We start from the raw sequence: 26,616 nt of genomic DNA, 5'->3' as shown, positions 1-26,616 counted from the left end.
TTCGGCTTCAAATCACCCGACGCCCTCATCGCCCTGGCCATGCTCAGCCTCGGCGGCCACAAACCCGCACTCCCCGGCCGGGTTTAACCCACGGATGAAGCAGGAGAGCCGAGATTTTGGGTGAAATCGCCTTCCAGAGTGGGTTTAGGGCAGATTTCGGCAGAATCTCCGTCGAATTCGTTCGGGACGGATGGCTGGCCGACCTCGTGTCGCCGGAGGTCGCCGACAGAGTGGAAGCCGACCAACGTGGAGCAGCTCTGGATCCACGGCGGCATCCTCACTCGGTGTCGGAACTAGCCGTGGCTACCCACTGGCTCTCGGTGTGCCAGTTTCTCAGGTGATGCCGGCCCGCCGGCGCGACTCCGTGTGCTCGCCCATGCGCGCGTTCGACTCCCTGGTGAACTGCTTCCAGGCGTCGAGCTTGCCGGGCAGGATCGGCACGAACAGACTGATGCTGTTCAAAACTCATCCTCTCTTCAGATTGTTTTTCCAGCGCATGTTTCAGTCCCGAGTCCCGAGTCCCGAGTCCCGAAGGGCTCAATCACCGACCAGCAGAATCTTGCCCACGTGAACGGATGCCTCCAGCCGCCGGTGCGCCTCGGCGGCCTTCTCGAACGGGAAAATGCTGTCGATCACCGGGCGGAAGCGGCCGGATTCGAGCCAGGGCCAGACATCCGTCCTGAGGGCCCGCATGATGGCCGCCTTCTCCTCGAACGGGCGGGAGCGGAGGGTGGTACCCCAGTACCGGCCGCGCTTCTGCATCAGATGGAACGGATTGAAGTCGGCGTTCTCGCCGCTCTGGTTGGCGATCACCATGATGCGGCCGTCGACCGCCAGTGCCGCCACGTTGCGGGCCGCGTAGGAGCCACCGATGATGTCGAGGATCACGTCGGCGCCGCGCCCCTCTGTGGCGGCCTGCATTTCGGTGGGGAAATCCTGCTCGCGATAGTTGATCAGGATCTCCGCGCCCAGGCTGCGGCACACCGCCAGCTTCTCGGCTGAGCCGGCCGTCGCGGCCACCCGCGCGCCGGCGAGCACGCCCAGCTGGATCGCGGTGGTACCGATGCCGCTGGCGCCGCCGTGCACGAGCAGCGTCTCCCCGGCGGCCAGCCCCGCACTCAGGAACACGTTCGACCACACGGTGGCCAGCGCCTCCGGCAGGCCCGCCGCCTCGACGAGGTCCACGGATTCGGGCACGGACAGGGCCAGGTCTTCGTGCACCACGGCCTCGGTGGCGTAGCCGCCGCCGGCCAGCAGGGCACACACCCGGTCGCCGACCGCGAACCGTTTTGCCTCGGCGCCGACTTCACTGACGACTCCGGACACCTCCAGCCCGGGCCACTGCGGCGCCCCGGCCGGCGACGGGTAGCTGCCCAGCCGCTGCGCGACATCCGCCCGGTTCACGCCGGCCGCGGCGACCCGAATCCGGATGTCGCTGGCCCCGACGGGCAGGTCGCTCACCGTTGTGAGGGTGAGGGCATCGGGGCCGCCGGGGGTGTCTACGATGATCGCGCGCATCGGGTCAGCCTACGCGCGTGCACTTTGCGACGGATCCACGACTGCGCGGTGGTTCGGTCTGTGGAACCCGGCCACGGAATCTACGATGGTAGACAGGGGCGTGGCTGTTGCATGCCTTGGGTCGTACGCACGTGATCCGCAATGACGCGGAGATTTTCTGATGGAGGCTTATTTCAATGACGTCTGAGTCCACCCGCACCGGGAAATCACCGGCAGGCAGCACACTCGACGCTTTCCTGGGCGACTACTACGAGCACCTGGCTGGGGAAGACCGGCAGAACTCCGATGGGGGAACCCTCCGCGAGCGGGCCGTCCATCATTGGCAGGTCGCCCAGAGCCGCACCCCCAGCACCCCGAACATCGAGATCCGGAACGAAGCCGGCCGCAGCATCGTCTACATCGTCACCGACGACATGCCTTTCCTGGTTGACTCGGTGACCGCCGAGCTGGTGCGCCAGCACTCGGCCATCCACCTCGAAGTGCACCCGCTACTCGTCGTGACCCGCGACCGGAACACCAACGAGCTCCTCGGCGTCACCCGCGTGCACGGAGGCGACGGCGCCCGGCCCGGTGACGTCGACGAGACCGTCACCCAGGTCGAGTCGTGGATCGCGATCGAGATCGAAACCGCCAACGACGAGGCGCGGGCTGCTCTGGTCGCCGGGCTGGCCACGGTCCTCGGCGACGTTCGCGCCGCCAACGAGGACTGGCAGGCCATGCGAACGAAGGCCGTGGAGATCGCCGACGCGCTCGGCGACGTCGCCCACGCCGAGGGCATCCAGGAGATCAAGCAGGCGCAGGACTTGCTGCGCTGGCTCGACCGCGACAACTTCACCTTCCTCGGCTACCGGGAGTACGACCTGGAGACCGTCGACGGAGAGGACGTGCTGAGCATCCGTGACCGCAGCGGCCTGGGGCTGCTGCGCTCCACCGAAGACGGGCACCAGATTCAGCACCTGACGGATGCCGGCCGGCTCAAGGCGCGCGAGCGTAGCGCCCTGGTGATCACCAAGGCGAACTCGCGTTCCAGCGTGCATCGCCCGGCGTACTTCGATTACATCGGGATCAAGAGTTTCGATGCGGACGGCAACGTGCGGGGGGAGCAGCGCTTCATCGGCCTGTTCGCCGCCACGGCGTATACGAGCTCGGTGCGGGACGTGCCGATCCTGCGCGAAAAGGTCGACGCCGTGATGGACCAGGCCGGGTTCCCGCCAGGGTCGCACAGCGGCAAGGAGCTGCTCGGCATCCTGGAAACCTACCCCCGCGACGAGCTGTTCCAGATCGACGTGCCCACCCTGTTCACCACCACGCTGGCCATCCAGCGTCTGCAGGAGCGGCGGCGCACCCGGCTTTTCCTCCGCCCGGATGTCTACGGCCGGTTCATGACCGCGCTGGTCTACTTCCCCCGCGACCGGTACACCACGGCCGTGCGGCTGCGGATCGAGAAGGAGCTGCGGGACACCTTCCACGCCGAGTCCGTCGACTTCGAGGCCCGGATGACCGAGTCCGCGCTGGCCCGGCTGTTCTTCCGCATCCGGTTGCAGAAGAACGACACGGTCGGCGTCGTCGACGCCGTCGCGCTGGAGCACCGGCTGGTGATGGCGGTGCGGTCCTGGCCCGAGGGGATCGGCGAGAAACTGCGCGAGAGCCACCCGCTGGACGAGGCGGAGCGCCTCTCCGAACTCTGGTCGGAGGCGTTCCCCGCCAGCTACCGGGTGGATTACGAGCTCGAGGAGGCCGTGCAGGACATCGGGCGATTCGAGGCCGGCGCCGCGGCCGCCGCCGCGGCGGCGGCCGCCGGGACCGGGCCGATCCGGCCGGCGCTGAACGTGTATCTTCCGACCGGCACGGGCGCCGGTGACACGGTCATCGACGCCGACGACGGAAGCACCGCAGGACGCGGCGTCACGGCGGAGGATGCCCGGATCAAGCTCTACATGATGGAGCCCAAGAGCCTGAGCCAGATCCTGCCGTTCCTGCAGAACCTCGGCATCGAGGTGCTCGACGAGGTGCCCTTCGAGATCGAGACCGCCGACGGCCGCGCGTTCTACCTCTACGACCTGGGCTTGAGCTACCCCGAGGGTGTGGACCCGGTCGCGACCGGCGCACTCCTGGCCGACTCCTTCGGCGCCGCCGTCAGCGGGGCCATCGAATCGGACGGCCTCGACCGACTGGTGCTGCGGGAGGGCATGCCCTGGCACCGGGTCGTCATCCTGCGCAGCTACGCCAAGTACCTGCGCCAGGCCGGAAACACCAACTCCTACGGCTTCATCGCCGATACCCTGCTGGCAAATCCGGCCGTCACCCGAGGGCTGGTGGCGCTCTTCGAGGCCCGGTTCGATCCGGAATTGGCCGAGCCGGAGCGCATCCGTCGCAGCCTGCAGGTCAAGGATGAGCTGACGGCGGCCATGGAAGCGGTCACCACGCTCGACGCCGACAGGGTGCTGCGCACCCTGATCAACCTGATCGAGTCGTCGCTGCGCACGAACTTCTTCCAGGACAAGCCCTACCTGAGCATCAAGCTCGACCCGACCACGATCGAGCTGTTGCCGTTTCCGCGGCCGAAGTACGAGATCTGGGTGTACTCCCCGCGGGTGGAGGGCGTACACCTCCGCTTCGGCAAGGTGGCCCGCGGCGGGCTGCGCTGGTCGGACCGGCGGGAGGACTTCCGCACGGAGGTGCTCGGCCTGGTCAAGGCGCAGACGGTCAAGAACGCGGTGATCGTGCCGACCGGCGCCAAGGGCGGGTTCTTCGCCAAGCAGCTGCCCGATCCGGCGCTGGACCGCGCGGCCTGGATTGCCGAGGGCATCGGGAGCTACAAGACCTTCATCCGGGGGCTGCTCGACCTCACCGACAACTTGGTGACCACGGCGGAGGGGGAGCGGCTCGTGCCGCCCGCCCGGGTGGTGCGCCACGACGACGACGATTCCTACCTGGTCGTCGCGGCCGACAAGGGCACGGCCACCTTCTCCGACATCGCCAACGGCGTCGCCGCCGAATACGGTTTCTGGATGGGCGACGCGTTCGCCTCCGGCGGCTCGATCGGCTACGACCACAAGGCAATGGGCATCACCGCCCGCGGCGCATGGGAGTCGGTCAAGCGCCACTTCAGCGAACTGGGCGTCGATACGCAGGCCGAGGACTTCACGGTCGTCGGCGTGGGCGACATGTCCGGCGACGTCTTCGGCAACGGCATGCTGCTCTCGGAGCACATCCGTCTGCTGGCGGCCTTCGACCACCGGCACATTTTCCTGGACCCGAATCCGGATGCCGCGCGCTCCTTCCAGGAACGAGCGCGCCTCTTCGCCCTGCCACGGTCGTCGTGGGCGGACTACGACACCAGCCTGATCAGTGCCGGCGGCGGGGTCTTCCCGCGCCAGGCCAAGGTGGTGCCGATCTCCGCCGAGGTGCGCACCGCACTCGGGCTGCCGGACGGGACGGTGCGGCTGAGCCCGCCGGAACTGCTCCGCGCCATCCTGGCCGCCCCGGCCGACCTGCTCTATAACGGCGGCATCGGCACCTATGTGAAGGCCAGCAGCGAGACGGCCGCGCAGGTCGGCGACAAAGCGAACGACGCCATCCGGGTCGACGGCCGGGATCTGCGGGTCAAGGTCGTCGGCGAGGGCGGCAACCTCGGGATGACCCAGCTCGGGCGCATCGAGGCGGCCCTCACCGGCGTGATCCTGAACACCGACGCGATCGACAATTCCGCCGGGGTGGACTGCTCCGACCACGAGGTCAACATCAAGATCTTCGTCGACCGGATGGTGGCCGCCGGCAAGCTGGCCGAGTCGGAGCGGTCGGAGTTCCTCGCTTCCATGTCCGACGAGGTGGCGCGGCTGGTGCTGGAAGACAATGTCGACCAGAACATCCTGCTGCTCAACGACCGGGCGAAGGTGACCACCTGGAGCCCCAGCTACGAACGGCTGATGGACTGGCAGGAGGCCTCGGGCGACCTCAAGCGCGAGTTGGAGGCGCTGCCCACCACGGCGACGCTGCGGGAGCGCCTTGAAACGGGCCAGGGCCTGACCTCACCCGAGCTGTCCGTGCTGGCGGCCTACGCCAAGATCGATCTGGCGACCACGCTGCGGGACAGTGACCTGCCCGACGACCCCTGGTTCGGCCGAACCCTGCGCCGGTACTTTCCGGTGCAGCTGTCCGAGCGCTTCGACGCCGAGCTCGACACGCATCCGCTGCGCCGCGAGATCATCGCCACCGTCGTCGCGAACAACATGATCAACCTCGGCGGCGTGACCTTCGCGTTCCGGGCTATGGAGGAAACCTCGGCGAACCAGGCCACGGTCGCGAAAGCCTTCGTCGCGCTGCGGGAGATCTTCGAAATCGACGTGCTCGTGGCCGAGGTCAACGCCCTGCCGTCGTCGTTCCCGACCAAGCACTGGACGTCGATCCACCTGGACATCCGTCGCCTGCTCGACCGGGCCGTGCGCTGGCAGGTCAACCAGGGGGCGTCGCGACCGGTGGGCGAGGTGGTGGCCCAGTACAAACCGCAGATGGACCTGATGCGCGCCCACCTGGAGGATTACCTCAAGGGCGGCGACCTCAAACGCGTGCAGTCCCTGCTGGAGACCGCCCAGGAGTGGGGCGTACCGGAGAACCTCGGTCGCCGGTGGGCCGAACTCTTCGAGGCCTTCGCCCTGCTGGACGTGGCGCAGATCTCCGCCCAGGTCGATGAGCCTCTGGCCGACGTCGCCGGCGTCTACTACACGGTCTACGACCGGTTCCGGGTGGACAACCTGCTGGAGCGCATCACCGTGCTGCCGCGCAAGGACCGCTGGCAGGCCCTGGCCCGCGCCGCCCTCCGCGACGACCTGTACTCGACGGTCGCCGATATGACGCGGGCGGTGCTGAAGGAAACACATGCCGGCCACGCCGACGCCCGACTGCTCGCCTGGGAGGCGCTCAACGCGGAACAGTTGGGACGGGCTCGCAGCGTGTTCGAGGAGGTCAACGCCCTCGGTCAGGACGACATGGCGTCCCTGTCCGTGGTTGTGCGGCTGCTGCGCTCGATCGTGCGCCGCTGACCTGCCGGCTGCGGACATCCGTCGCTGCGCGCTGCTGCCGCGCTGCTGCCGCGCTGCTGCCGCGCTGCTGCCGCGCTGCTGACCACTATTACTGCCTGCTACCACCGGCCGTTTGGGGCTAACTCAGGAGAATGGCGAGCCTGATGAGTGTGGGCCGGCATCGGCCGCGGAATCACGAGGCGGGTGCCGGCCGGGCACGGGGATCTCCTGAATTAGCCACAGTGGATGGCCCGAACCGACGGATGCCTGAGCCCGGTCAGGGTCGCCCGCGGGCAGCCGGTGTCCCGAACCAGCCTCCGCCGCAGTGTGGCTGACTCAGGAGATCTGACAACGCAATGCCTCTTGGCCGCACACGTGCCGCGGCATCACGCGGTGGGCGTCCCCGGCGTGCGGGGATCTCCTGAGTTAGCCACAGTCCGTGCCGCCAGAAACGGATTCTGACCACATCGGCGGCGCCGCTCGACGGATTTCCGGGCAGTCTTCCGGGGTCACGCTCTAGTGGCCGCGGGCGATCCATTCATCCAGGTGCCCGGCCTCGGCGCCGATTGTCGTCGACTCGCCATGGCCGGTGAGCACGACGGTGCTCGCCGGGAGCATCAGCAGCTTGCCTTTGATCGAGGCGAGAATCGTGGGGAAGTCGCTGAACGACCGGCCGGTCGCGCCGGGTCCGCCATGGAACAAGGTGTCGCCGCTAAAGACCGTGCCGAGCGCGGGCGCATAGAAGCAGACGGCGCCGGGAGAATGCCCCGGCGTGTGCAGCACCTCGAGTTCAATACCGGCCACCCGGATGCGCTGGCCGGTCTCGAGCGGACGGCTCGGCGGGGCATCCGGGTAGACCCGGTCCCACAGCATCATGTCGTCGGGGTGGAGGTAGGTCGGCGCGGTGTGCGCGGCCTGCACCCCGGCGACGGCACCGATGTGGTCGTCGTGCGCGTGCGTGCAGAGGATGCCCACCAGCTTGCGGTCGCCGACCGCGGCGAGGATGGCGTCGACGTCGTGGGCCGCGTCGACCACAACGCACTCGTCGTCGTCGCCGACGATCCAGACGTTGTTGTCCACGTCCCAGGTGCCGCCGTCGAGGCTGAAGCTGCCCGAGGTGACGAGGTGTTCGATCCGCGCCGTCATCAGAGCACGACCACGGAGCGCAGCACGTCGCCGCGGGCCATCTTCGCGAATGCCTCCTCGATATGCCCGATTCCGATTCGTTCACTGACGAACTCGTCCAGCGGCAGGCGGCCCTGCAGGTAGAGGTCGGTCAGCATCGGGAAGTCGCGCTCCGGCAGGCAGTCGCCGTACCAGGACGATTTCAGAGAACCGCCCCGGCCGAACACGTCGAGCAGCGGGATCTCCAGCATCATCTCGGGGGTCGGCACGCCCACCAGCACGACGGTGCCAGCCAGGTCGCGGGCGTAGAACGCCTGCCGCCAGGTCTCGGGACGCCCGACGGCGTCGATCACGACATCCGCGCCGAAGCCGCCGGTCAGTGCCTGCACGGCCGCGACCACGCCGTCCTCGTCGAGGCCGGCTGAGTCGATGGTGTGGGTGGCGCCCAGCGTCTGGGCGGTCGCGAGCTTCTTCGCGTCGCGGTCGATCGCGATGATGACGGATGCCCCGGCGAGCCGGGCCCCGACGACCGCCGCGTTACCCACGCCGCCACATCCGATCACGGCGACCGAGTCGCCCCTGGTCACGTTGCCCGTGTTCATGGCGGCCCCGATGCCGGCCATGATGCCGCAGCCGAGCAGTCCGACGACCGCGGGGTCGGCGGCAGGGTCGACCTTGGTGCACTGTTTCTCGTGCACAAGAGTCTTTTCGGCGAAGGCGCCGATGCCGAGGGCGGGGCTGAGCTCGGTGCCGTCCGTGAGGGTCATTTTCTGGGTGGCGTTGAAAGTGTTGAAACAGTACCAGGGCTCGGCGCGCTTGCAGGCGCGGCAGTCGCCGCAGACGGCGCGCCAGTTCAGCACGACGAAGTCGCCCACGGCGACGTGGGTGACGCTCTCGCCGACGACGCTGACCCGGCCGGCGGCCTCGTGGCCGAGCAGGAATGGGAACTCGTCGTTGATGCCGCCCTCACGGTAGTGCACGTCGGTGTGGCAGACGCCGCAGGTCTCGATGTCGACGACGACCTCACCGGGTGCAGGGTCGGGGATGACGATGTCGACAAGCTCCACCGGCGCGCCCTTCGATCGAGCGATGACGCCTTTAACGGTGATCGACATGGGACTCCTCTGGGTTGGTGCCCGGACAGGCGATGGTGGAACCCAACCACAATACCCAACCTCCCTGCCCTGCCCTATCCAACCAATTCGACGGAGATTTTGCCAGAGAGAACCCGTTTCGGCCCGAAACAGGCTTGTAGAGGCAAAATCTCCGTCGAATTCGTTAGGGGTTCAGGGTGCGGATGCCGCGCGCGGAGCCACGCGACCGGCCGAGAACGCGACCGGCCGAGGCGCGAGCGGTTACGCGAACTCCTGGCAGTGATCGCACCACCAGCCGCCGCCGACCGACGCCATCGGGTCGTAGCAGGAAGCGCAGGCCGGCGTGGGAAGCAAGTTGTCGTCGTTCATTCGGAGCTCAGTTTCGATTCTGAAAACGAGTTCCCCAGCCCAGAGAAAGGCATTCGCGAGATTTTGAGTGTAGGCAGACCTCGACTCGGATGTCTAGGAAAATTGACTATTCTGCGTACTTTCTAGCGCGGCAACGGATGCGCTCAGCGCGGCAGCACGCGCTCCGACACCTCCCACAGAAAAATCTCCGCAATGGACGGTCCGATGCCGGTGAACGCCTCCTCTGATCGGTGGGCGCTCGGGCTGTCGTCGTCCGCGGCTCTGCTGCAGGCCACGGCCGCCTCCCTGCCGCCGGAGCTGCTCAAGGTCAGCGGCGTGCTCGACTTCGGTGCCACGATCTTCACCTGGCAGCCGCTCGTGCTGCGCGCGGTGATGATGGCGCGCGCCGTGAGCGTCACGCACCTGTCGGCGCCCCGCGGCGGCGCCATCCGCCTCGCGTCGACATCCGCCTCGCGGCGGGACTCGAGGTGAGCCTCGACGACCAGCCCGAAAATCCTGCTCTATCGTGCACATCCCACGGCAATCTTCGATTTCGACGTGCGGCCCTCCGCCGCCGGGTCGCAGCGGATCGGGCGCCCTGCTTTCGTTCTGGTCAGGGTGTGTATCTGGTCAGCGCGAGGGTTCCAGCCGCACCAGCACCGCCTTGGAGACGGGGGTGTTGCTGCCCTCCGCGGTGGAATCCAGGGGCACCAGCACGTTGGCCTCGGGGAAGTAGGCGGCGGCGCAGCCGCGGGCGCTCGGGTAGGCGACGAGCCGGAACCGCCGCAGCACCCGGTCGACGTTGTCGCTGAACTCGCTGTGCACATCGACGAGCATGCCGCTGATCAAACCCAGCTCCGCGACATCCTCCGGGTTGACGAAGATGACCTGGCGGCCGTTCTTGATGCCCCGGTAGCGGTCGTTGGGGCTGTAGATCGTGGTGTTGAACTGGTCGTGCGAGCGCAGCGTCTGCAGGAGCAGGCGCCCCGGCGGCCGTTCGAGGGGCTCGAGTTCGTTGACCGTGAGCAGGGCCTTGCCGCTGGGGGTCGGGAAGGTGCGCAGGTCGCGCGGCGCATGGGGCAGGGAGAAACCTTCCTGCTGGTGGATGCGTTGGTTGAAGTCGGCGAAGCCCGGAATGACGTGCGAGATGTGGTCACGGATGATGTCGTAGTCGCTCTCGAAACCGGCCCAGTCGATCGAGGCGGTGCCGTCGAGGGCGGCCCGGGCGAGGCGCGACACGATGGCCACCTCGGAGAGCAGCTGATCCGACACCGGTGGGAGTAGGCCGGTGGACGAGTGCACCGCGGAGACCGTGTCCTCAACCGACACGAACTGCGGGCCGGTGGCCTGCAGGTCGATCTCGGTGCGGCCCAGGGTCGGCAGGATGAGCGCCTGGTCGCCGACCACAGCGTGGGACCGGTTCAGTTTGGTGGAGATCTGCACGCTCAGCACCGTCTTCTGGATTGCGGCCTCGGCGACGACGGTGTCGGAGATCGCGCCGACCAGGTTGCCGCCCAGGGCGATCCAGACCGTGACCAGGCCGTCGCGCATGGCGCGAATGGAGTCGACGCTGTCCAGGCCGTCCACGCGGGGCGGGTCGAACCCGAATTCTCGTTCCAGGGCGTCCAGGAACGCCGGTGGCATCTTCTCCCAGATGCCCATGGTGCGGTCGCCCTGCACATTGCTGTGCCCGCGGATCGGGGACGCCCCCGCGCCGGGCTTGCCGATGTTGCCGCGCAGTAGGAGCAGATTGATGATCTCTCGGATTGTCGGAACGGCCTTCTTGTGCTGGGTGATGCCCATCGCCCAGGTGATGATGACCCGGTCCGCCCGCAGATACCGGTCGGCCAGCTCGTCGATCTCGGCCGCGCGCAACCCCGTGGCCGCCAGGACCGCACCGTCATCCTGGTGGGCGAGGTGCTCGCGCAACTCCTCCAGCCCGACACAATTCTCGCGCAGGAACGCATGGTCGAGCACGGTTCCGGGCCGGGCGGCCTCGGCGTCGAGCACCCGTCGGGAGAGGGCCTGCATGAGGGCCATGTCGCCGCCGAGCCGGATCTGCAGGTACTGGTCGGCCATCACGGTTCCGGCCCCGACGACGCCCCGCACCTTCTGCGGGTTCTTGTAGCGCATCAGCCCGGCCTCCAAGAGCGGGTTGACGGCGACGATGGCGGCGCCCGCCTCCTTCGCCTCTTCCAGCGCCGTGAGCATCCGCGGATGGTTGCTGCCCGGGTTCTGCCCCATGATGATGATCAGGTCCGCACGGGCGAAGTCGGCGTAGGTGACGGTGCTCTTGCCGATCCCGACGGTCTCCGCCATCGCGTGGCTGGTCGACTCGTGGCACATGTTCGAGCAGTCCGGCAGGTTGTTCGTGCCGAGGGCGCGCACGAACAGCTGGTAGAGGAAGGCCGCCTCGTTGGAGGTGCGACCGCTCGTATAGAACGTCGCCTGGTCGGGCGATTCCAGTCCGCGGAGGGTGTCCCCGATCAGCTTGAACGCGTCGTCCCAGGTGATCGGCCGGTAGTGCTCGGACCCGGCCGGCTTGTGCACCGGCTGCACGAGGCGGCCTTGCATGCCGAGCCAGTACTCCGACTTCGTGAGCAGCTCTCTGATCGGGTTCTCGGCCCAGAATTCGGCCGGGATCGTGATCGGCGTTGCCTCCCAGGTCACCGCCTTGGCGCCGTTCTCGCAGAACTCGAACGTCTTGCGCCGATCGGGATCCGGCCAGGCGCAGCTCATGCAGTCGAAACCGTCCCGCTGGTTCATCGCAGTCAGTGCCTTCAGGCTGCGCGGCACACCCATCTGCCGGAAGGCCGGCCCCAGTGCATGGGTGACGCCTGGCACCCCCGCCGCCCATTCCCTGGGCTTGCCGACCTCGATCTTGTCCTCGTCGATATCGTCAACGCTGCTCATACGTCGGTAGTAGCACCCTTCGCCGGGGCCGACAAGGCATGTGCGACTCACCCTCAGGCCGAAATGCGCCGAACGGATCCCGCCATCGGTCACCACGAGGTCAGAAATGACCGTACCGTTGATATGTGGTCTTCAAGCATCGGACTTGAAGAGTGTGGGGGCCACGCACACGAAAGGTTTTTCTAGTTTGAGCGACGAATGCATCCATGGACTCGAGGGCGGCCTCTGCGCCAGCTGCTTCCCGAAGGCCGCTCCCGAAATCGTGCCCGGCGTGGCCACCCGCGCCAGCCGGAGCAAGTCGACGGGCCGCGCACCGTCGCTTCGCAGTTCGCCGTCACCGCGCACCGTCACCCTGGGCGGACCCAATCCCACCCTGAGCGCGAAGACCGCTACCGCGAAGCCGGCCACCGCCAAGGCCGCCAGCACCGTGAAGCCGGTCAGGAGCACGAAATCCTCCCACGACAACGTCGGTGAGCAGCGGATCTACCACGTCACCCACATCCGCAACCTCGCCGGCATCCTGAACAGCGGGCGCCTGCTTGCCGACGCGAGCGACGCCTGGACCGCCCGGCCGGTCGTCGACCTGTCGTCGGCACCGCAGCGCGCGGCCCGGCGTGCCGCGCTCGTCGCCGGAGACGACAGCGCGAGCGTCGCCTGCTACGTGCCGTTCTTCCTCTCGCCCAATGCGCGCCTGTGGGACAGCCTCCTCACCGAATCCAACGACCCGCGCCTGTCGCCGGAGGCGCACCGCTCTCCGACGTACGACTTCGTCATTCTGGTCAGCACGGTCAAGAAGCTCCTCGACGCCCAGGCCGGCGCCGAGGAAACCGTCGCAGCGAGCGTCGCGGTGGCCAACGGGGATGCCGCGGGGGCCCTGACCAGGTTCGGCTCTGCTCCCGAGACTGCCGACCGCATGCTGCGTTCGCTGCGCGCCGATCAGGAATCGCAGAAGATCCGGGAGGCGGAACTGCTCGTCACCGAGTCGTTCCCGTTCGAGTTGGTCACGCTCGTCGGCGTCGCCAACGACAAGGTGCGCGACGCGGTGCGCAGCATTTTCGCCGCCGAGGCGCACAAGCCCAAGGTCGTCGTGTACCCGCCGTGGTTCCACGCCGTGGAGGAAACCGCAGCGCCCTAGCCGGTCAGACGTCCGGAGCGCCCTCTCGCCACGTGCCCGGCCTGCCCTGTCCGGCGTCGAACCAATTCGACGGAGATTCTCGTGAAAAGCAGCTTTTTCGGAGTTTTCGGGGCCGGTTCCGGCAAAATCTCCGTCGAATTCGTTCGCGACGGAGGTGCTCCCGGGCCTCGGACTCGTCAGACACGGCGGGTGGCGTGTGCCTGCCTGGCTCTGCCCTAGTCTCGGGGAATGGGTAGACGACAGGGCCGCTCGCGCGTGCCGATCGGTGTTCTCGTTCTCGGAGTACTCGGCTTCGCCTGGGTCCAGCAGTCGGGATTTCTGGTGACCGAGTTCGAGAGCATGCCGAGCTCGGCCAGCCAAGGCTCCGGCCAGAGCTCCGGCGAGAGCACCGGCCCGGTGGCGACCGCCGCGGACGGCACCGTCGAGACAGCGGTCGGCGGCATCCCCGCACGACCGAGCGGAGCCGTCCCGATGACCGTGGAGCATGTGCATGATGGCGACACGCTCTTTCTGCGAACGGACCAGCCGAACGCCCTGGTGGCGACGACGGATGCCGTCAAGGTACGACTGCTCGGAATCGATACGCCGGAGGTGGGGGACAGCGCCGAATGCTTCGGCGATCAGGCCGCGGAGCAGTTGCGGGCGCTCCTCCCCGATGGCAGCCGCACCTGGGTCACCGCCGACCAGGACCCGACTGACCGATACGGCCGTAGCCTGTTCTATCTCTGGACCGGGGACGGGCGATTCGTCAACTACGAGCTCGTCGCCGGCGGCGCCGCCGAGTCGCTGATGATCCCGCCGAACGACGCGCACTACCCGCTGCTGCGTACGGCCGAGGACGCCGCAACGACGGCAGGCGCGGGCCAGTGGGGCGCCTGCTGATGCGGCGAAGCCGTCCCACCGATATCCCCGCGCGTCGTCCGCCGCCAGTCGACCCCCGCGCGTCGTCCTCAGCGCTTCGCCCGGTGCGGCAGGACCAGCCAGACCGCCACGATGACCAGCAGCACCGCGGCCCCGGCCACCTGACCGGCCGTTCGGCCCAGCACCACGTCGAAGACCAGCAGGGTGGTGCCGGCGAGGATTACGGCGACACCGACCAGTGTGGCCCGCACGAGCACGTCGGCGACCCGTACGATCTGCTTCATCGCATGCTTCCCGAAGAGCAGCCGGTGGAGGCTGACCGGCCCGAGCGCCAGAACGGTGGTGGTGGTGGCCGTGGCGACAAGAATCAGATACACGGTCAGTTGGTACAGGTCGAGTTCGGTGAACCGCGGTTGGAAGGCGAGGGCGAGCAGAAAACCACCCACGATCTGGGTGCCCGTCTGGGTGACTCTGAGCTCCTGCAACAGCGAGAGCCAATTGCGGTCGAGGCGCTGGACATCCGTTTCGTTGCGGCGGGGCGCGGATACCGGCTCCGTCGCCGTGGGTTCCGGTGGTCCTGACAGGCTCATGCCCCGATCGTAATGCGCTTTGCGGAAACGAGATCGCACGCGTCGAGCACGGAACGGGAGAGGTCAGGCGCGCACCCTCAGGATCCACTTGCGCAGTTCCTCGACCCACAGCACGACGGATGCCATGCCCACGCAGACGGCCCAGTGCAGAGGGTCCATCGAGGTGGTGCCGAACGCGGTCTGCAGGAGCGGGAGTTCGACCACGGCCACCTGCAACAGGATCGCGAGCAGGATCGCCCCCCACAGCCACGGGTTTACGAACAGCCGGTGGAACGCGGTGGTCAGCTCGGAGCGCGCGTTGAGTGTGTTGAACAGCTGGGCGAAGACCAGGGTGGTGAACCCCGCGGTGCGCGCCACGGTGAGGCCGTCCGTGCCGGGTTCCAGCGCCGGCAGCAGCCCGCCGGGCAGGAACAGGTCGATCGTGGCGAGGGTGACCACTGCCATCACCAGGCCGGTCGACATGATGCCCACCCACATGCGCAGGTCGATCATACGGTCGTTGATCCCGCGCGGGGGGCGGGCCATCACGTCGTCGATCTCCGGGTCGACGCCCATCGCCAGGGCCGGGCCGGAGTCGGTGATCAGGTTGATCCAGAGGATCTGGGTGATCAGCAGGGGCAGCACCACGGTCTCGCTGCTGGCGCCGGTCAGGCCCAGAGCCCCGGCGAGGAGCACGCCGACGAACACGGTGAGCACCTCGCCCATGTTCGAGGACAGCAGGTACCGCAGGAACTTCTTGATGTTGTCGAGGATGACCCGGCCGGCCCGCACCGCGGCGACGATGGTGGCGAAGTTGTCGTCGACCAGGATCATCTTCGCGGCCTCCTTGGTCACCTCGGTGCCCGTGATGCCCATGGCCACGCCGATGTCGGCGGACTTCAGGGCCGGGGCGTCGTTGACGCCGTCGCCGGTCATCGCCACGATGTCGCCGTTGGCCTGCAGGGCGTCGACGATCCGCAGCTTGTGCCGCGGGGAGACGCGGGCGAACACGGATGTGTCGCGCACCGCCTCCCGCAGCCCCGGCTCGTCGAGGTGGTCGAGGTCTGCTCCCGCCAGCGCCGTCGCCCCCGGTTCGACGATCCCCAGGTCACTCGCGATCCGCGCGGCCGTGGCGGGGTGATCGCCCGTGATCATGATCACACGCACGCCCGCCCGGTGGGCTTCCTGGACGGCTGACGTCACCTCGGCGCGGGGTGGGTCGATGATGCCGACCACCCCGGCGTAGATCAGGCCCTGCTCGTCGGCCTCGTCGAGCGGCGCCGTGTTCTCGTCGGCGACTCGGTAGGCGACACCCAGGGTGCGGAAGGCCTGAGCCGAGAGCGCCTGGATGTCGGCAAGCATCCGTGGCCGCTGCTCGGCGGTCAGAGGTACGACCGTCTCGCCGACTTGCACGTAGGCGCAGCGCTCGAGGAGCACGTCGGGCGCGCCCTTGCTGAAGATGCGCAGGCTGTCGTCGCCGGTCTCCTGGTGCAGGGTGGACATCATCTTGCGTTCCGAGGTGAAGGGCATCTCACCCCGACGTTCGAACCGGGCCATGTGCCCGGTGGTGCCCTCGAGTTTGGCCGCGGCCACCAGGAACGCGGCCTCCGTGGGGTCACCCTGGATCTCCCACTCGCCGTCCTGCTCGGTCAGCTGGGCGTTGCCGGCGAGGGAACCGACGCCCAGCACCAGCTGGGCCTCAAAGCGGAGTGCCGGGTCTGTGAGCGGTTCGGCGCCCTGGCGCAGTTCGCCCTCGGGGCGGTAGCCCACCCCGGTCACATCTACCCGGCCGGAGGCGGTCAGCAACTGCTGGATCGTCATCTCGTTGCGGGTCAGTGTGCCGGTCTTATCGCAGCAGATCACGGATGCGGAGCCCAGGGTCTCCACGGATTTCAGGTTCTTGACAACGGCGTTCTGCCGCGCCATCCGTTGTACCCCGATGGAGAGGATCACCGACAGGATTGCCGGCAGCCCCTCGGGAACGGCTGCGACCGCGAGGGATACCCCGAGCAGGAACACGGTCACGAAGTCGGCGGGCGTGGACACGCCCTGCACGAGCACGATGGTGAGCATCACGACCGTGGCGATCGCGATCACGACGACGCTGAGCAGCTTGCCGATGTGGCCGATCTCGGTTTGCAGCGGGGTGGGGTGCGCCTCGGTGCGGTCAAGCATCGTGGCGATGGCGCCGACCTCGGTGTTCATGCCGGTTCCGGTGACGATGCAGCGGCCGACGCCCTGGCTGACGGCGGTGCCCTTGAAGACCATGTTCAGGCGATCGCCGAGGGCGGCCGCGGCGGGAAGGGTGCGCGGGTTCTTGGTGACGGCCTCGCTTTCGCCGGTGAGGGAGGCCTCCGCGATCCGCAGCGAACTCGCCTCGGTGAGGCGGGCATCCGCCCCCACGCTGTCGCCCTCACCCAGAACCAGCAGGTCGCCGCGCACCAGCTCGGTGCTGGGCACGGTGGTGAGCAGGCCGTCGCGCATGACGGTCGAGGATGCCGCTGTCATGGTGGACAGGGCGGCCACGGCGTTGTCGGCGCGCGCCTCCTGCACCAGGCCGAGCACGGCGTTGAGCACTACGATCACGGCGATCACGATGGCGTCCACGGGCAGGCCGGGTGCCCCCTCGATCAGCCAGGCGCCGAGCGACACCGCGGTGGCGACCAGCAGCAGGTAGATCAGAGGGTCGTTGAACTGGGCCAGGATCCGGCGCCAGAACGGAACCGGGCGCACGCTGCGCAGCTCGTTCGGGCCCTCGGCCGTGAGGCGACGCGCGGCTTCGGCGCCGGTGAGGCCCCGGGCGGCGTCGGTCTCGAGCCGGCGGGCGATCTCGGCGGCATCGGTAACGGCGGGATCGACTGCGAGACGGTCGATCGGGTCCGATATTTCCGATTGAGCTGATTTCTCCGATTGAGCAGACGCGTCCATCGGGTGGGTTCCTCGTTTCCGGGAGTGCCGGGTCGGTCTGGCCCGCGGCTCCACCCAGTGTAGAACCGGGCCGCGGCCGGCGCTGCGTCGGTGCTGCGTCGGTGCCTTTCGACATCCCGTCCGTCCCGGCGTACCTTCCCCAATGGGGGTTCGCGACGGCGGATGCCGCTGGGTCGATTGCGACAGATCCCGCCTGGAGCGAAGCCCACCACATCAACGACTGGCTGAACGACAACGGCTACACCGACCTCGCCGACGGAGTGCTGCTCTGCCACCCACACCACCTGCTCCTGCACAACCAGCAATGGAGCATCATCCGAACCGAAACGGACTACTGGCTTCGACCACCAGTCGAAGTCAATCCGGACCAGACCCTGATCGCACTCCCCAGCAAGCGGGCGAACCCGTAATCAGGAGAAGAGGGACCACCAGCATCCGTCGCAGTGGTGAGCGTCGCCGCGTCATGATGATCCCCAATCCGCGTCCCGGTGCTCTCCCCACGGGAACAGGGCGCGCTTTGCAGGGGAGGTCTACACCTCGGCCGGCTCCGCGACAAGGTCACCGGGCGGCACGGCGGGTGCGACCTCACACGCGTGCGCCGACGCGGTATCTGCGACTCGTCGGTCGGCGAGCCAGGTGTCCAGCTCGGCGGCGGAAAGCGGCTGCGACAGGTGGAAGCCCTGCGCGAAGTCGCAGCCGAAGCCGACCAGCTGGTCGTAGGCGGCGCCACTGTCCACACCCTCGGCCACCATGCGCAGCCCCAGACTGTGGGCCAGCGCAATCGTCGAGGACACCAGGGTCGCGGCTCGGGCATCGCCGGCCATCGGGAAGACGAAGGATCGGTCGAGCTTGAGCTCGTCGATGGGCAGATCGCGCAGGTAGGCGAGCGAACTATAGCCGGTGCCGAAGTCGTCGACGGAGATGCGGATGTCTTGCTCGCGTAGCCGGGTGAGGATGCCTCGGGCCCGGCCCCGGTCATTGAGCAGGAATTCCTCGGTGATCTCCAGGGCCAGGATCGACGAGGGCAGACCGCGGGCGGCGATCATGGCACCGATCCGGTCCGGCAGTTCCGTGTCGACCAGTGAGCTGGCCGACAGGTTCACGGCGATGGTCAGCGGATGCCCCTGCGCCTGCCAGAGCACGGCCTGGTCCAGCGCCTGCCGCAGCACGACCTGCGTCAGGGTGTGCATCAGCCCGGCCTCTTCGATGATCGGCACGAACTGATCGGGCAGCAGCAGACCGCGCTCGGGGTGGTTCCAGCGCACAAGGGCCTCGACGTCCCGCACCGCCCCGCTGCCGAGGTCGACCTTGGGCTGATAGTGCAGCACCAGCTGCTCATCGGTGAGAGCGAGGCGCAGTTCGGCCAGGGTGCGCAGCCGGGTCTCGCCGTGGCTGTCGTCGTCGCTGTCGTATACGTGGTGGCCACCGCGGCTCGTTTTCGCCTTGTACATGGCCATGTCGGCCTTGCGGAGCAGCGCCGTCAGGTCTTTGCCCTGGTCGGGATAGAGGGAGATTCCGACACTGGCGCTGGTCTGCAACGTGATGCCCTCCAGAATGAACGGCTCGGCCAGCGCGGCGCGCAGTTTGACGGCCACCGTCAGGGCATCCTCCCGCGCGGAGTCCGTGAGCAGGATCGCGAACTCGTCGCCGCCGAGGCGGGCCAGGAGGTCTCCGGCACGCAGCTGCCGGTTCAAACGGATGCCGACCTGGATCAGCAGCCGGTCACCCACGTCATGGCCGAGGCTGTCGTTGACCTCCTTGAACCGGTCAAGGTCCAGCAGCAGCAGGGCACACGTCCGGCCCTCGACCGCTGCCAGGCGGGTGGGCACGTCCGCATTGAATGCGCGGCGGTTGCGCAGACCGGTGAGGTCGTCCGTTCGCGCCAGCAGGTTCAGAACCCGTTGCCGGCCGACCAGCGGCACCACCGCCAGCGCCATGGTTGCCCCGGCCAAGGCCACGGCGAGGTTTGACACCGTGACCTGGCTGGCGAGGATCAGAACCCCGAGTCCGGCGATCGTCGACACCATCGGCACGGCCAGAGCGGACACGGTTGTGGCCGTGGCCCTGCGATCCCGCACCGGGCGCGGGAGGGAGGTGCCGTCCACCCAGAGCGCAATCAGTACGACCCCGATGTTCCAGGTCGCGTCGAGCAGGGTGCCCACCGTGTACAGGTCACCCTGCAGCGCGAAGACGGTGTCGGCGCCGGCGAAGACCACCAGGCCGGCGACGAGGAGCATCCAGCGCTTCCCGGCATCCGGCCCGTGCGACGCCACGATCCCGGCGATCGCCGCCACCACTAGCAGGTCGAGCACCGGATAGGCGGCCGCGATGACGGCACCGAGGCTGAGCGGGTCCGCGGCGGCGGAATCGAAGACGGGGCTGAGGATGACGGCCAGCACTGCGGCGGCACCCAGGGAACCCACGGCGGTGTCCAGGAAGACGGACCAGGCCGATCCGCGCAGTTGCCGGTTCACGAGCACCGCCAGCGCCCAGAGCAGGAGCAGGTAGAACAGCAGATAGCCGATGTCGGCCGGCGAGGGAAACGGTGACGCACCGTCGGCATCCGCGCTGACGAGGTAGTAGGTGTCCGCCAGGGCGTTCATGGTCAGAGCGGCGGTGGCGAGGCCCGCCTCGATCTGCCCGCGCCCGACCCGGTAGACGGCGGCGCAGCCCACGAGCACGGGTGCCCACACCGAGAGCATGGCGAGCCAGCCGTCGACCAGAGGGCTGAAGTCATCGCCCTTCAGGGCCAGGCCGAGGGTGTAGGCGATGACCAGTACCAGCATGAGCGTCAGCGCGCCGAAGCGGAACCGCTCACGGGTGCCGCCGGTCATGGCAGGGCCGCCGCGCTCTGCCTCGCGGTCAGCCACTCGTCGAGTGCCGCGGCGGAGAGGGGGCGTGACATGAAGTATCCCTGGGCGAAGTCGCATCCGTAGCGCACCAGCTCGTCGTAGGCGACGCTGTTCTCCACGCCCTCGGCGACCATTTTCAGGCCGAGGCCGTGCGCGAGGTCGATCGTGGAGGCCACCAGTGCGGCGGCCCGGGCGTCGTCGGCCATCGGGAAGATGAAGGACTGGTCCAGCTTGAGCTCGTCGATGGGCAGGTCACGAAGATAGGCGAGCGAACTGTAACCGGTGCCGAAGTCGTCGACGGAGATCCGGATACCACTGGCGCGCAACCGGGTCAGGATGTCCCGGGCTCGGTCGCGGTCGGCCATCAGGAAGTCCTCGGTGATCTCGAGCATCAGCGCGGTGGGCAGAAGACCGCGGGCCGACAGCATGGTGCCCACCCGTTCGGGCAGATCGGCGTCGATCAGTGAGCTGGCGGACAGGTTCACCGCAACCGTCAGGGTACGGGCCTGGGCCGCCCAGAGCACGGACTGGTCCAACGCCTTCCGCAGAACCTCCTGGGTCAGCGCGTGCATGAGACCGGCCTCTTCGACCAGAGTCAGGAACTGGTCGGGAAACACCAGACCGCGCTCGGGGTGGTTCCAGCGCACGAGGGCCTCGACGCCTGAGACGAACCCGGTCTTCAGGCAGATCTTCGGCTGGTAGTGCAGAACCAGCTGGTCCTCGGTCAGGGCGAGGCGCAACTCCTGCAGGGTGCGCAGACGGGCGTCACCGTGGCGGTTGTCCGCGCTGCGGTAGACGTGGTGGCCGCTGTGGGTCGCCTTCGCCTTGTACATCGCCATGTCGGCCTTGCGCAGCAGTGCGGTCAGGTCATCGCCCTGGTCGGGGTAGAGCGCGATTCCGATGCTCGCGCTGGTCTGCAGGGAGATGCCTTCCAGGGTGAACGGCTGGGCCAGGGTGGCCCGGAGTTTGTTGGCCACCGCCTCGGCCTCCACCTGGTCGGTGCGCTCGAGTAGGACGGCGAACTCGTCGCCGCCCAACCGCGCGAGCAGGTCACCGGACTGCAGTCCTTCCAGCAGACGACGGCCGACCTGCACGAGCAACCGGTCGCCGGCGTCATGCCCGAGGCTGTCGTTGACCTCTTTGAAGCGGTCCAGGTCCAGCAGTAGCAGCGCCCGGTTCCGGCTCCTGTCGTCGGCCAGTCTCGACGAGACCTCGGCGTACAGCGCACGCCGGTTCGGCAGACCGGTCAGCTCGTCGGTCTTGGACTGGCGACGCAGGGCCACCTGCCGGGAGACCAGGGGAACGGCTGCGAGGGCCAGGGTCGCCGCCGCCAGCCCGATCGCGATGTGGGGAACCGGCGTCTGGCTGGCGAGGAGCAGCACACCCAGGCCGGCCGCGGTCGACACCGCCGGCAGCGCCAGGGCCGCCACGCCGTTGGAGGAGTTGTTCCGAACCAGATCTGGTCGCGACGAGGCATCCGCCCACACCGCGATCAGGGCCAGACCCACGGCCCAGCCGGCGTCCAGAGGAGTGCCGAGAACGTACCTGGTTTCGAGTAACGCGAAGACGAGACCGGTGGACGTGAACATCAGCAGGCCGAAGACGAGGAGGATCCAGCGGCGGCCGGCAACCGGGCCCTGCGAGGTGGTGAGTGCGACGACGACGGCAACCAGCAGCAGGTCGAACAGGGGGTAGGCGACGGCGGCGGCGATGGCCTTGTTCGCCCCGGCCGCGTCGACTGAGTTCGCCATCGGGCCGAGCAGCACGGCCAGCACCGAGGCCGCGCCGAGTGCACCGATGGCGCTGTCCAGCACCACCGACCAGACCATGCCGCGCAGCTGGCGGCGCACCATGATGACCAGCACGAATAGCATGAGGGCGAAGAACAGGAGGTAGCCGACCTCGCTCACGCGGGGGAACATCTCGGCACCCCAGATCAGCATCCACAGGGAATAGGAATCGACGATCGCGATGATGGTGACCGCCGCGGCCGTGAGCAGGAGTTCGGGATGCCGGAATCGCTCCAGACCGCTGGCCGCGATCCGCACTCGGCTCCGCGAGCGCTTGCGCGTCACGGCGGCCCAGCACACGACGACCATGGACAACTTCAGGAGGGACGCCAGCCAGCCGTCGACGAAGAGGTGGAATCCGTCGTCGGGCATCAGCAGGCCGATGACGTAGCTGCCCAGGAAAACGGCCATCAGCCAGGCGGACCAGGAGGCGCTCCTGGCAAAGAAACCTCGAACTAGGCGGCCGCAGGGCGCCCCTGAATTCAACTGCACGGAACCCCCACGTTATCTAATCTCAGATTAGCAGCGGCGGAAGACGGAGAACCAACCGACCCGCTCGATTGGGGGTGGGGAATCGTGGACGGGGCGCGGCGGCGCACCGCCCTACGATTGAGTGAACGACCGACGAGCTGGAGGCAATCATGACGACACTGGTGGGGTTTTCGAGCAAGTACGGAGCCACCGAGGGAATCGCCGAGCGCATCGCCCGCAAACTGCGGGAGGCCGGGCAGGATGCTGTGGCCCGGCCGGTCGCATCCGTTGACCAGGTGGACGAGTACGACGCTTTCGTGATCGGCAGTTCCGCCTACATGGGGTCGTGGCGCAAGGGCGCGACGGAGTTCGTGCGGCGCCACCAGGAACTGATCACGGCGCATCCGGTGTGGCTGTTCAGCAGCGGGCCGCTCGGCACCGCGGGGAAGGACGCCCAGGGGCGAGATCTGCTCAAGGAGAGTGAGCCGAAGCAGTTCGAGGAGTTCGGCCAGTCGCTCCAGCCGCGCGGAATGCGGGTGTTCTTCGGTGCGCTCGACCCGACCGTGCTCGGCCGCCGGGACAAACTTGTGCGGCGCATCCCGAGTGGGCGCGAGCTGCTGCCCGAGGGCGACTTCCGCAACTGGGTCGCGATCGACGAATGGGCGGCGGAGATCGCCCGGGAGCTGTCCGTCTAACTCTCCAGCAGGCTGCGGATGTCGTCGGCCGTGAGGTTCCCACTGAACCCCGGCGCATCCGCTGGGGCGTCGCCCAGCACCTGGTCGAAGAGCTCGGCCTTCTGTTTCTGCAGGGCCATGACCTTCTCCTCGATGGTGCCGGTGGCGACCATTCGGTAGACCATCACGTTCTTCGTCTGGCCGATGCGGTGGGTGCGGTCGATGGCCTGCGTCTCGGTGGCCGGGTTCCACCACGGGTCGAGCAGGAAGACGTAGTCCGCCTCGGTCAGGGTGAGGCCGAACCCGCCGGCCTTCAGACTGATCAGGAACACCGGCTCACTGCCGGTCTTGAACCGGTCGATCACCTCGGAGCGGCGCAGGGTGGACCCGTCGAGGTAGCAGTAGGGGATGCCCCGGGCCTCGAGCCGCGCGGCCGCCTTCTTCAGGAACGACGTGAACTGGCTGAAGACGAGCGCGCGGTGACCTTCGGCGACGACGTCGTCCAGCTGTTCGAAGAGGGCGTCGAGTTTGCTGGACGACACTCCGGCGTACTTCTCGTCGACCAGGGACGGGTCCAGGCTGAGCAGCCGCAGCAGGGTCAGCGAGCGGAACACGATGAACCGGTTTTTGTCGAGGTCGTCGATCAGGCCGAACAGCTTCTGCCGTTCCCGCTGCAGGAACGTGTCGTAGAGCGCGCGGTGCCGGGGGTTCAGCTCGATCTCAAGCACCTGCTCCTGTTTGGGCGGCAGCTCGGGCGCGACGACCGCCTTGGTGCGACGCAGCAACAGTGGGCGGATGCGCCGGCGCAGCCGCGTGAGCACCTCGGGGGTGTCGCCGCGGTCGATCGGGCGCACATACTCCTCCGTGAACCGCCGAAGGGAGGGGAACAGGCCCGGTGCCACGATCGCGAACAGGGCATGCAGCTCGAGCAGGCTGTTCTCCATCGGCGTGCCCGTGAGCGCGAGCTTGAACGGCGTCGTCAGGTCGCGGGCGCACAGGTGCACCCGGGTGGCACGATTCTTCAGGAATTGAGCCTCGTCCAGGATCAGCCCGGCCCAGCCATGCGCCTGGTAGGCCTCGAAGTCGAGACGGAACAGCGTGTAGGAGGTGACGACGACGTCGGCGCCGGCCGCGGCATCCGTCAGCGGGATGCCGCCGGCCGCCTCGGTGGCTGTTATCACCCGAACGTCGAGGCCGGGCGTGAAGCGGGCGGCCTCGGAGCGCCAGGTGGCGACGACGGATGTCGGGGCGACGACCAGGAACGGCCGCCGCTGGGCCGGGTCGGCCGGGTGGGCCTGCCCGGCCGGCTGCGCGGTCGCGTGCGCCAGGAGTGCGAGCGTCTGCAGGGTCTTGCCGAGGCCCATGTCGTCGGCGAGGATTCCGCCCAGCTGGTGCTGCCAGAGGAAGGTCAGCCAGGTGAAGCCCTGCGCCTGGTACGGGCGCAGGGTGGCGTGCACGGCGGCCGGCAGCGGGGCGTGCGGGGCGTGCTCGGCGTGCGGGGCGTGCTCGGTGTCGTCGGCGCCCTTGGACAAGCCGATCAGCCCGGACACGGCCGCCCGCCACGCCACGGCCTGCTCGGTGTCGTCGGCGAGGTCCTCGAAGTCGCTCCAGAGGGCAGCCTGGTAGCGGCTGATGCGCAGGCCGGTGTCCCATTCCTGCAGGGCGCGGGCCTCGGTGATCAGTTCGTGCAGGCGCTCGAAAGCCGGCTGCCGCAGCGACAGGTAGCTGTTGTCGACCAGCAGGAGCTTCGCCTGCCCCTTCGCCAAAGCTTTAAACAGCGGGCCGAACGGCACGCTCCGACCATTGATCGTGACGATCACGCCCAGGTCGAACCAGTCCCGCTGGTCCGTCTCGACCGTGCTGATTGTGAGCTCAGGAGTCTCGGTCAGTTCGCGGTAGTCGGGCCGGGTGCCGCGGATGTCCACGCGCACGCCGGGCAGCGCTTCCAGCCGCGGGAGCGCACGTTCGGCCACCTCGGCCGCATCGATGCCGCGCAGGGTGAGGGATGTCGCGGCCGGGCCTGCGTCGGGGCGGCCGGCCTCCTCGAGGAGACGCCTGGCCCGCTCGTGGATGACCCGTTCGGTGGGCTCGTCGCGGCTTCCGTTCGAGGGAGACGTGGGCGTGGGCGTGGGCGTGGGCGTGGGCGTGGGCGTGGGCGTGGGCGTGGGCGTGGATGTGGATGACAGCACGGGCAGCTTCTTCAGCAGGGAACCCTCGCGGTACTCCCAATGCCAGGCCAGCTCCAGCGCCTGCCGCGGCCGGAACCAGGCGGTGAGCACGAGCAGAGGTGGGTCGGCCTGGGGGAAGCGCACGGAGCCATCCGTGCTGATCACCGGCAAGGTGCGCCGCAGCGCCGGATAGAAGTCGCTCAGGAACTCGGCCGTCTCGTCGGCAGGCACGAGAACCGTGCCGGGCGCACCGAGCAGCCGGCGCTGCTCGGCGGTGAGCGGACCGTCGACGGTCGGGGCCAGGGTGAACACCGGGCGCGGCCCGAGGGCATAGCCGTAGATCCCGTGGCCGCCGATCGCCCCGGAATGCTCGGGGGGATGCGGGGTGCCGTCAAATAGGAGCCGGGTGGTCAGGAGCAGACCCTGGGTGCCGGCGGCGGCTGTGTTGCTTAACGCGCCGGCGGCGGCTGTGTTGCTGAACGCGCCGGCGGCGTTCCGGCTTGCGTCGAGGCTCACGTGGGCCGCGCGGCCCACGCTGACCGTGGCATCCTTCGTGCTGCCCACGAGACGCAGCCCCAGGGTCTCGGCCTCGTCGAAGAGGGTCCAGAGCAGCGGGCTGACGAAGTCGTCGAGGTAGATCCAGTCCGTCTCCTGGCTGGTGTAGACGCCGCGCACGGCCCGGTGCAGGGCCAGAATCTGGCTCAGCCAGCGGTGGTGCTCGCGGTTGAGGTTGAGGCGGTTGCGGTGGAAGCCCAGTTGGTTCCACGCCACGTCCGTGCGTACCCAGTTGCCACGGGCGCTTCGGATGACCGGGCGCACCCCGAGCCGGATCTCGCCCTGCCCGGGGCGCACGTTCGTGACCGGCCGGGCCGTCGCACCACGCCAGCGGTCGTTCGTGCGGGGCGTCTGCTCTCGCAGCTCGAATAGGAGGCCCATCGGAACGGGCAGATCGGTGGTCCCACCCGGTTCGCCGGGCACGGGTCCCGCGATCCGCTTCCAGTCCGCCCGAGCCGAGGGAGACCCGGCATCAGACATGGCTCCATGCTCTCATGTGGGCAGCGCGGTCGGAGCGCAGTGTCCGCGGTTGAACCAATTCGACGGAGATTTTGCCGGAAAACTGCTTATGCGGGCTGTTTGGGGGTGTTTTGG

At 68.3% G+C, this 26,616-nt stretch carries 16 protein-coding genes; 6 read left to right on the top strand and 10 right to left on the bottom strand.

Features of this window, described 5'->3' with window-relative positions; translation table 11 throughout:
- Positions 1 to 333 precede the first annotated feature (333 nt).
- Together E3N94_RS17400 and E3N94_RS01005 are read right to left on the bottom strand one after the other, a co-directional pair.
- Positions 334 to 462 (bottom strand): hypothetical protein, encoded by a 129-nt coding sequence (locus tag E3N94_RS17400; protein WP_255408677.1) that lies wholly within the window; start codon positions 460 to 462, stop codon positions 334 to 336.
- Positions 463 to 537: 75 nt separating this feature from the next.
- Positions 538 to 1,518, bottom strand: a complete 981-nt coding sequence (locus tag E3N94_RS01005) for an NAD(P)H-quinone oxidoreductase (protein ID WP_134401073.1) — start codon at positions 1,516 to 1,518, stop codon at positions 538 to 540.
- 176 nt (positions 1,519 to 1,694) lie between these two features.
- Between E3N94_RS01005 and E3N94_RS01000 the strand changes: the two genes are divergently transcribed.
- Positions 1,695 to 6,560 carry an NAD-glutamate dehydrogenase gene (locus E3N94_RS01000; protein ID WP_134569634.1) on the top strand — a complete coding sequence of 1,622 codons (4,866 nt, stop codon included), beginning with the start codon at positions 1,695 to 1,697 and terminating at the stop codon, positions 6,558 to 6,560.
- Between the two features lie 495 nt (positions 6,561 to 7,055).
- Here the strand turns inward: E3N94_RS01000 and E3N94_RS00995 are convergent, their stop codons facing one another.
- Together E3N94_RS00995 and E3N94_RS00990 are read right to left on the bottom strand one after the other, a co-directional pair.
- Positions 7,056 to 7,685, bottom strand: coding sequence for an MBL fold metallo-hydrolase (locus tag E3N94_RS00995; protein ID WP_134420902.1), 630 nt, complete (start codon positions 7,683 to 7,685; stop codon positions 7,056 to 7,058).
- Entirely contained in the window at positions 7,685 to 8,779 is a 1,095-nt protein-coding gene (locus E3N94_RS00990; RefSeq protein ID WP_134374029.1) for an S-(hydroxymethyl)mycothiol dehydrogenase, read from the bottom strand. The genes E3N94_RS00995 and E3N94_RS00990 overlap by 1 nt, the downstream gene beginning before the upstream one ends.
- A 540-nt stretch (positions 8,780 to 9,319) precedes the next feature.
- Between E3N94_RS00990 and E3N94_RS00985 the strand changes: the two genes are divergently transcribed.
- Entirely contained in the window at positions 9,320 to 9,598 is a 279-nt protein-coding gene (locus E3N94_RS00985; protein WP_134374027.1) for a hypothetical protein, read from the top strand.
- Between the two features lie 138 nt (positions 9,599 to 9,736).
- Here the strand turns inward: E3N94_RS00985 and E3N94_RS00980 are convergent, their stop codons facing one another.
- Entirely contained in the window at positions 9,737 to 12,019 is a 2,283-nt protein-coding gene (locus tag E3N94_RS00980) for an FdhF/YdeP family oxidoreductase (RefSeq protein ID WP_134415547.1), read from the bottom strand.
- A 187-nt stretch (positions 12,020 to 12,206) separates the two neighbouring features.
- Here E3N94_RS00980 and E3N94_RS00975 point away from each other — a divergent pair, with 187 nt between their 5' ends.
- Both E3N94_RS00975 and E3N94_RS00970 read left to right on the top strand, forming a co-directional pair.
- Positions 12,207 to 13,154: a DarT ssDNA thymidine ADP-ribosyltransferase family protein gene (locus E3N94_RS00975; protein WP_166785403.1), complete on the top strand. Its 948-nt coding sequence runs from the start codon at positions 12,207 to 12,209 to the stop codon at positions 13,152 to 13,154.
- Positions 13,155 to 13,382: 228 nt separating this feature from the next.
- Complete coding sequence (locus E3N94_RS00970) at positions 13,383 to 14,036, top strand: thermonuclease family protein (RefSeq protein WP_134420908.1); 654 nt, start codon at positions 13,383 to 13,385, stop codon at positions 14,034 to 14,036.
- A gap of 68 nt (positions 14,037 to 14,104) precedes the next feature.
- On the opposite strand, the gene E3N94_RS00965 is transcribed toward E3N94_RS00970, so the two are convergent.
- On the bottom strand, positions 14,105 to 14,605 hold the full coding sequence (locus tag E3N94_RS00965; protein WP_134401067.1) for a DUF6328 family protein: 501 nt from the start codon (positions 14,603 to 14,605) through the stop codon (positions 14,105 to 14,107).
- 63 nt (positions 14,606 to 14,668) lie between these two features.
- A complete protein-coding gene (locus E3N94_RS00960) occupies positions 14,669 to 17,512 on the bottom strand; it encodes a cation-translocating P-type ATPase (protein WP_134569633.1) in 2,844 nt (947 codons plus the stop codon).
- Between the two features lie 101 nt (positions 17,513 to 17,613).
- Here E3N94_RS00960 and E3N94_RS00955 point away from each other — a divergent pair, with 101 nt between their 5' ends.
- On the top strand, positions 17,614 to 17,922 hold the full coding sequence (locus tag E3N94_RS00955; RefSeq protein WP_134569632.1) for a hypothetical protein: 309 nt from the start codon (positions 17,614 to 17,616) through the stop codon (positions 17,920 to 17,922).
- A 120-nt stretch (positions 17,923 to 18,042) separates the two neighbouring features.
- On the opposite strand, the gene E3N94_RS00950 is transcribed toward E3N94_RS00955, so the two are convergent.
- Both E3N94_RS00950 and E3N94_RS00945 read right to left on the bottom strand, forming a co-directional pair.
- The gene (locus E3N94_RS00950; protein ID WP_166790026.1) at positions 18,043 to 20,382 is read right to left on the bottom strand and encodes an EAL domain-containing protein; all 2,340 of its coding nucleotides are present in this window, start codon (positions 20,380 to 20,382) and stop codon (positions 18,043 to 18,045) included.
- The gene (locus E3N94_RS00945; protein WP_134420916.1) at positions 20,343 to 22,565 is read right to left on the bottom strand and encodes an EAL domain-containing protein; all 2,223 of its coding nucleotides are present in this window, start codon (positions 22,563 to 22,565) and stop codon (positions 20,343 to 20,345) included. Before E3N94_RS00945 ends, E3N94_RS00950 begins: the two co-directional genes overlap by 40 nt.
- Positions 22,566 to 22,795: 230 nt before the next feature.
- On the opposite strand from E3N94_RS00945, the gene E3N94_RS00940 reads away from it, so the two are divergent.
- Entirely contained in the window at positions 22,796 to 23,320 is a 525-nt protein-coding gene (locus tag E3N94_RS00940) for a flavodoxin domain-containing protein (protein ID WP_104169664.1), read from the top strand.
- On the opposite strand, the gene E3N94_RS16835 is transcribed toward E3N94_RS00940, so the two are convergent.
- Positions 23,317 to 26,502 carry a DEAD/DEAH box helicase gene (locus tag E3N94_RS16835; protein WP_134569630.1) on the bottom strand — a complete coding sequence of 1,062 codons (3,186 nt, stop codon included), beginning with the start codon at positions 26,500 to 26,502 and terminating at the stop codon, positions 23,317 to 23,319. The two genes, E3N94_RS00940 and E3N94_RS16835, sit on opposite strands and share 4 nt — an antisense overlap.
- Positions 26,503 to 26,616: the final 114 nt, after the last annotated feature.

Origin of the sequence: Cryobacterium sp. Sr3 (genome assembly GCF_004402835.1) — a bacterium.
GTDB classification, from domain to species: Bacteria; Actinomycetota; Actinomycetes; order Actinomycetales; family Microbacteriaceae; genus Cryobacterium; species Cryobacterium sandaracinum.
Note: the sequence above shows the minus strand (reverse complement) of the source record. Positions and strands in the feature narration are given on the sequence as shown.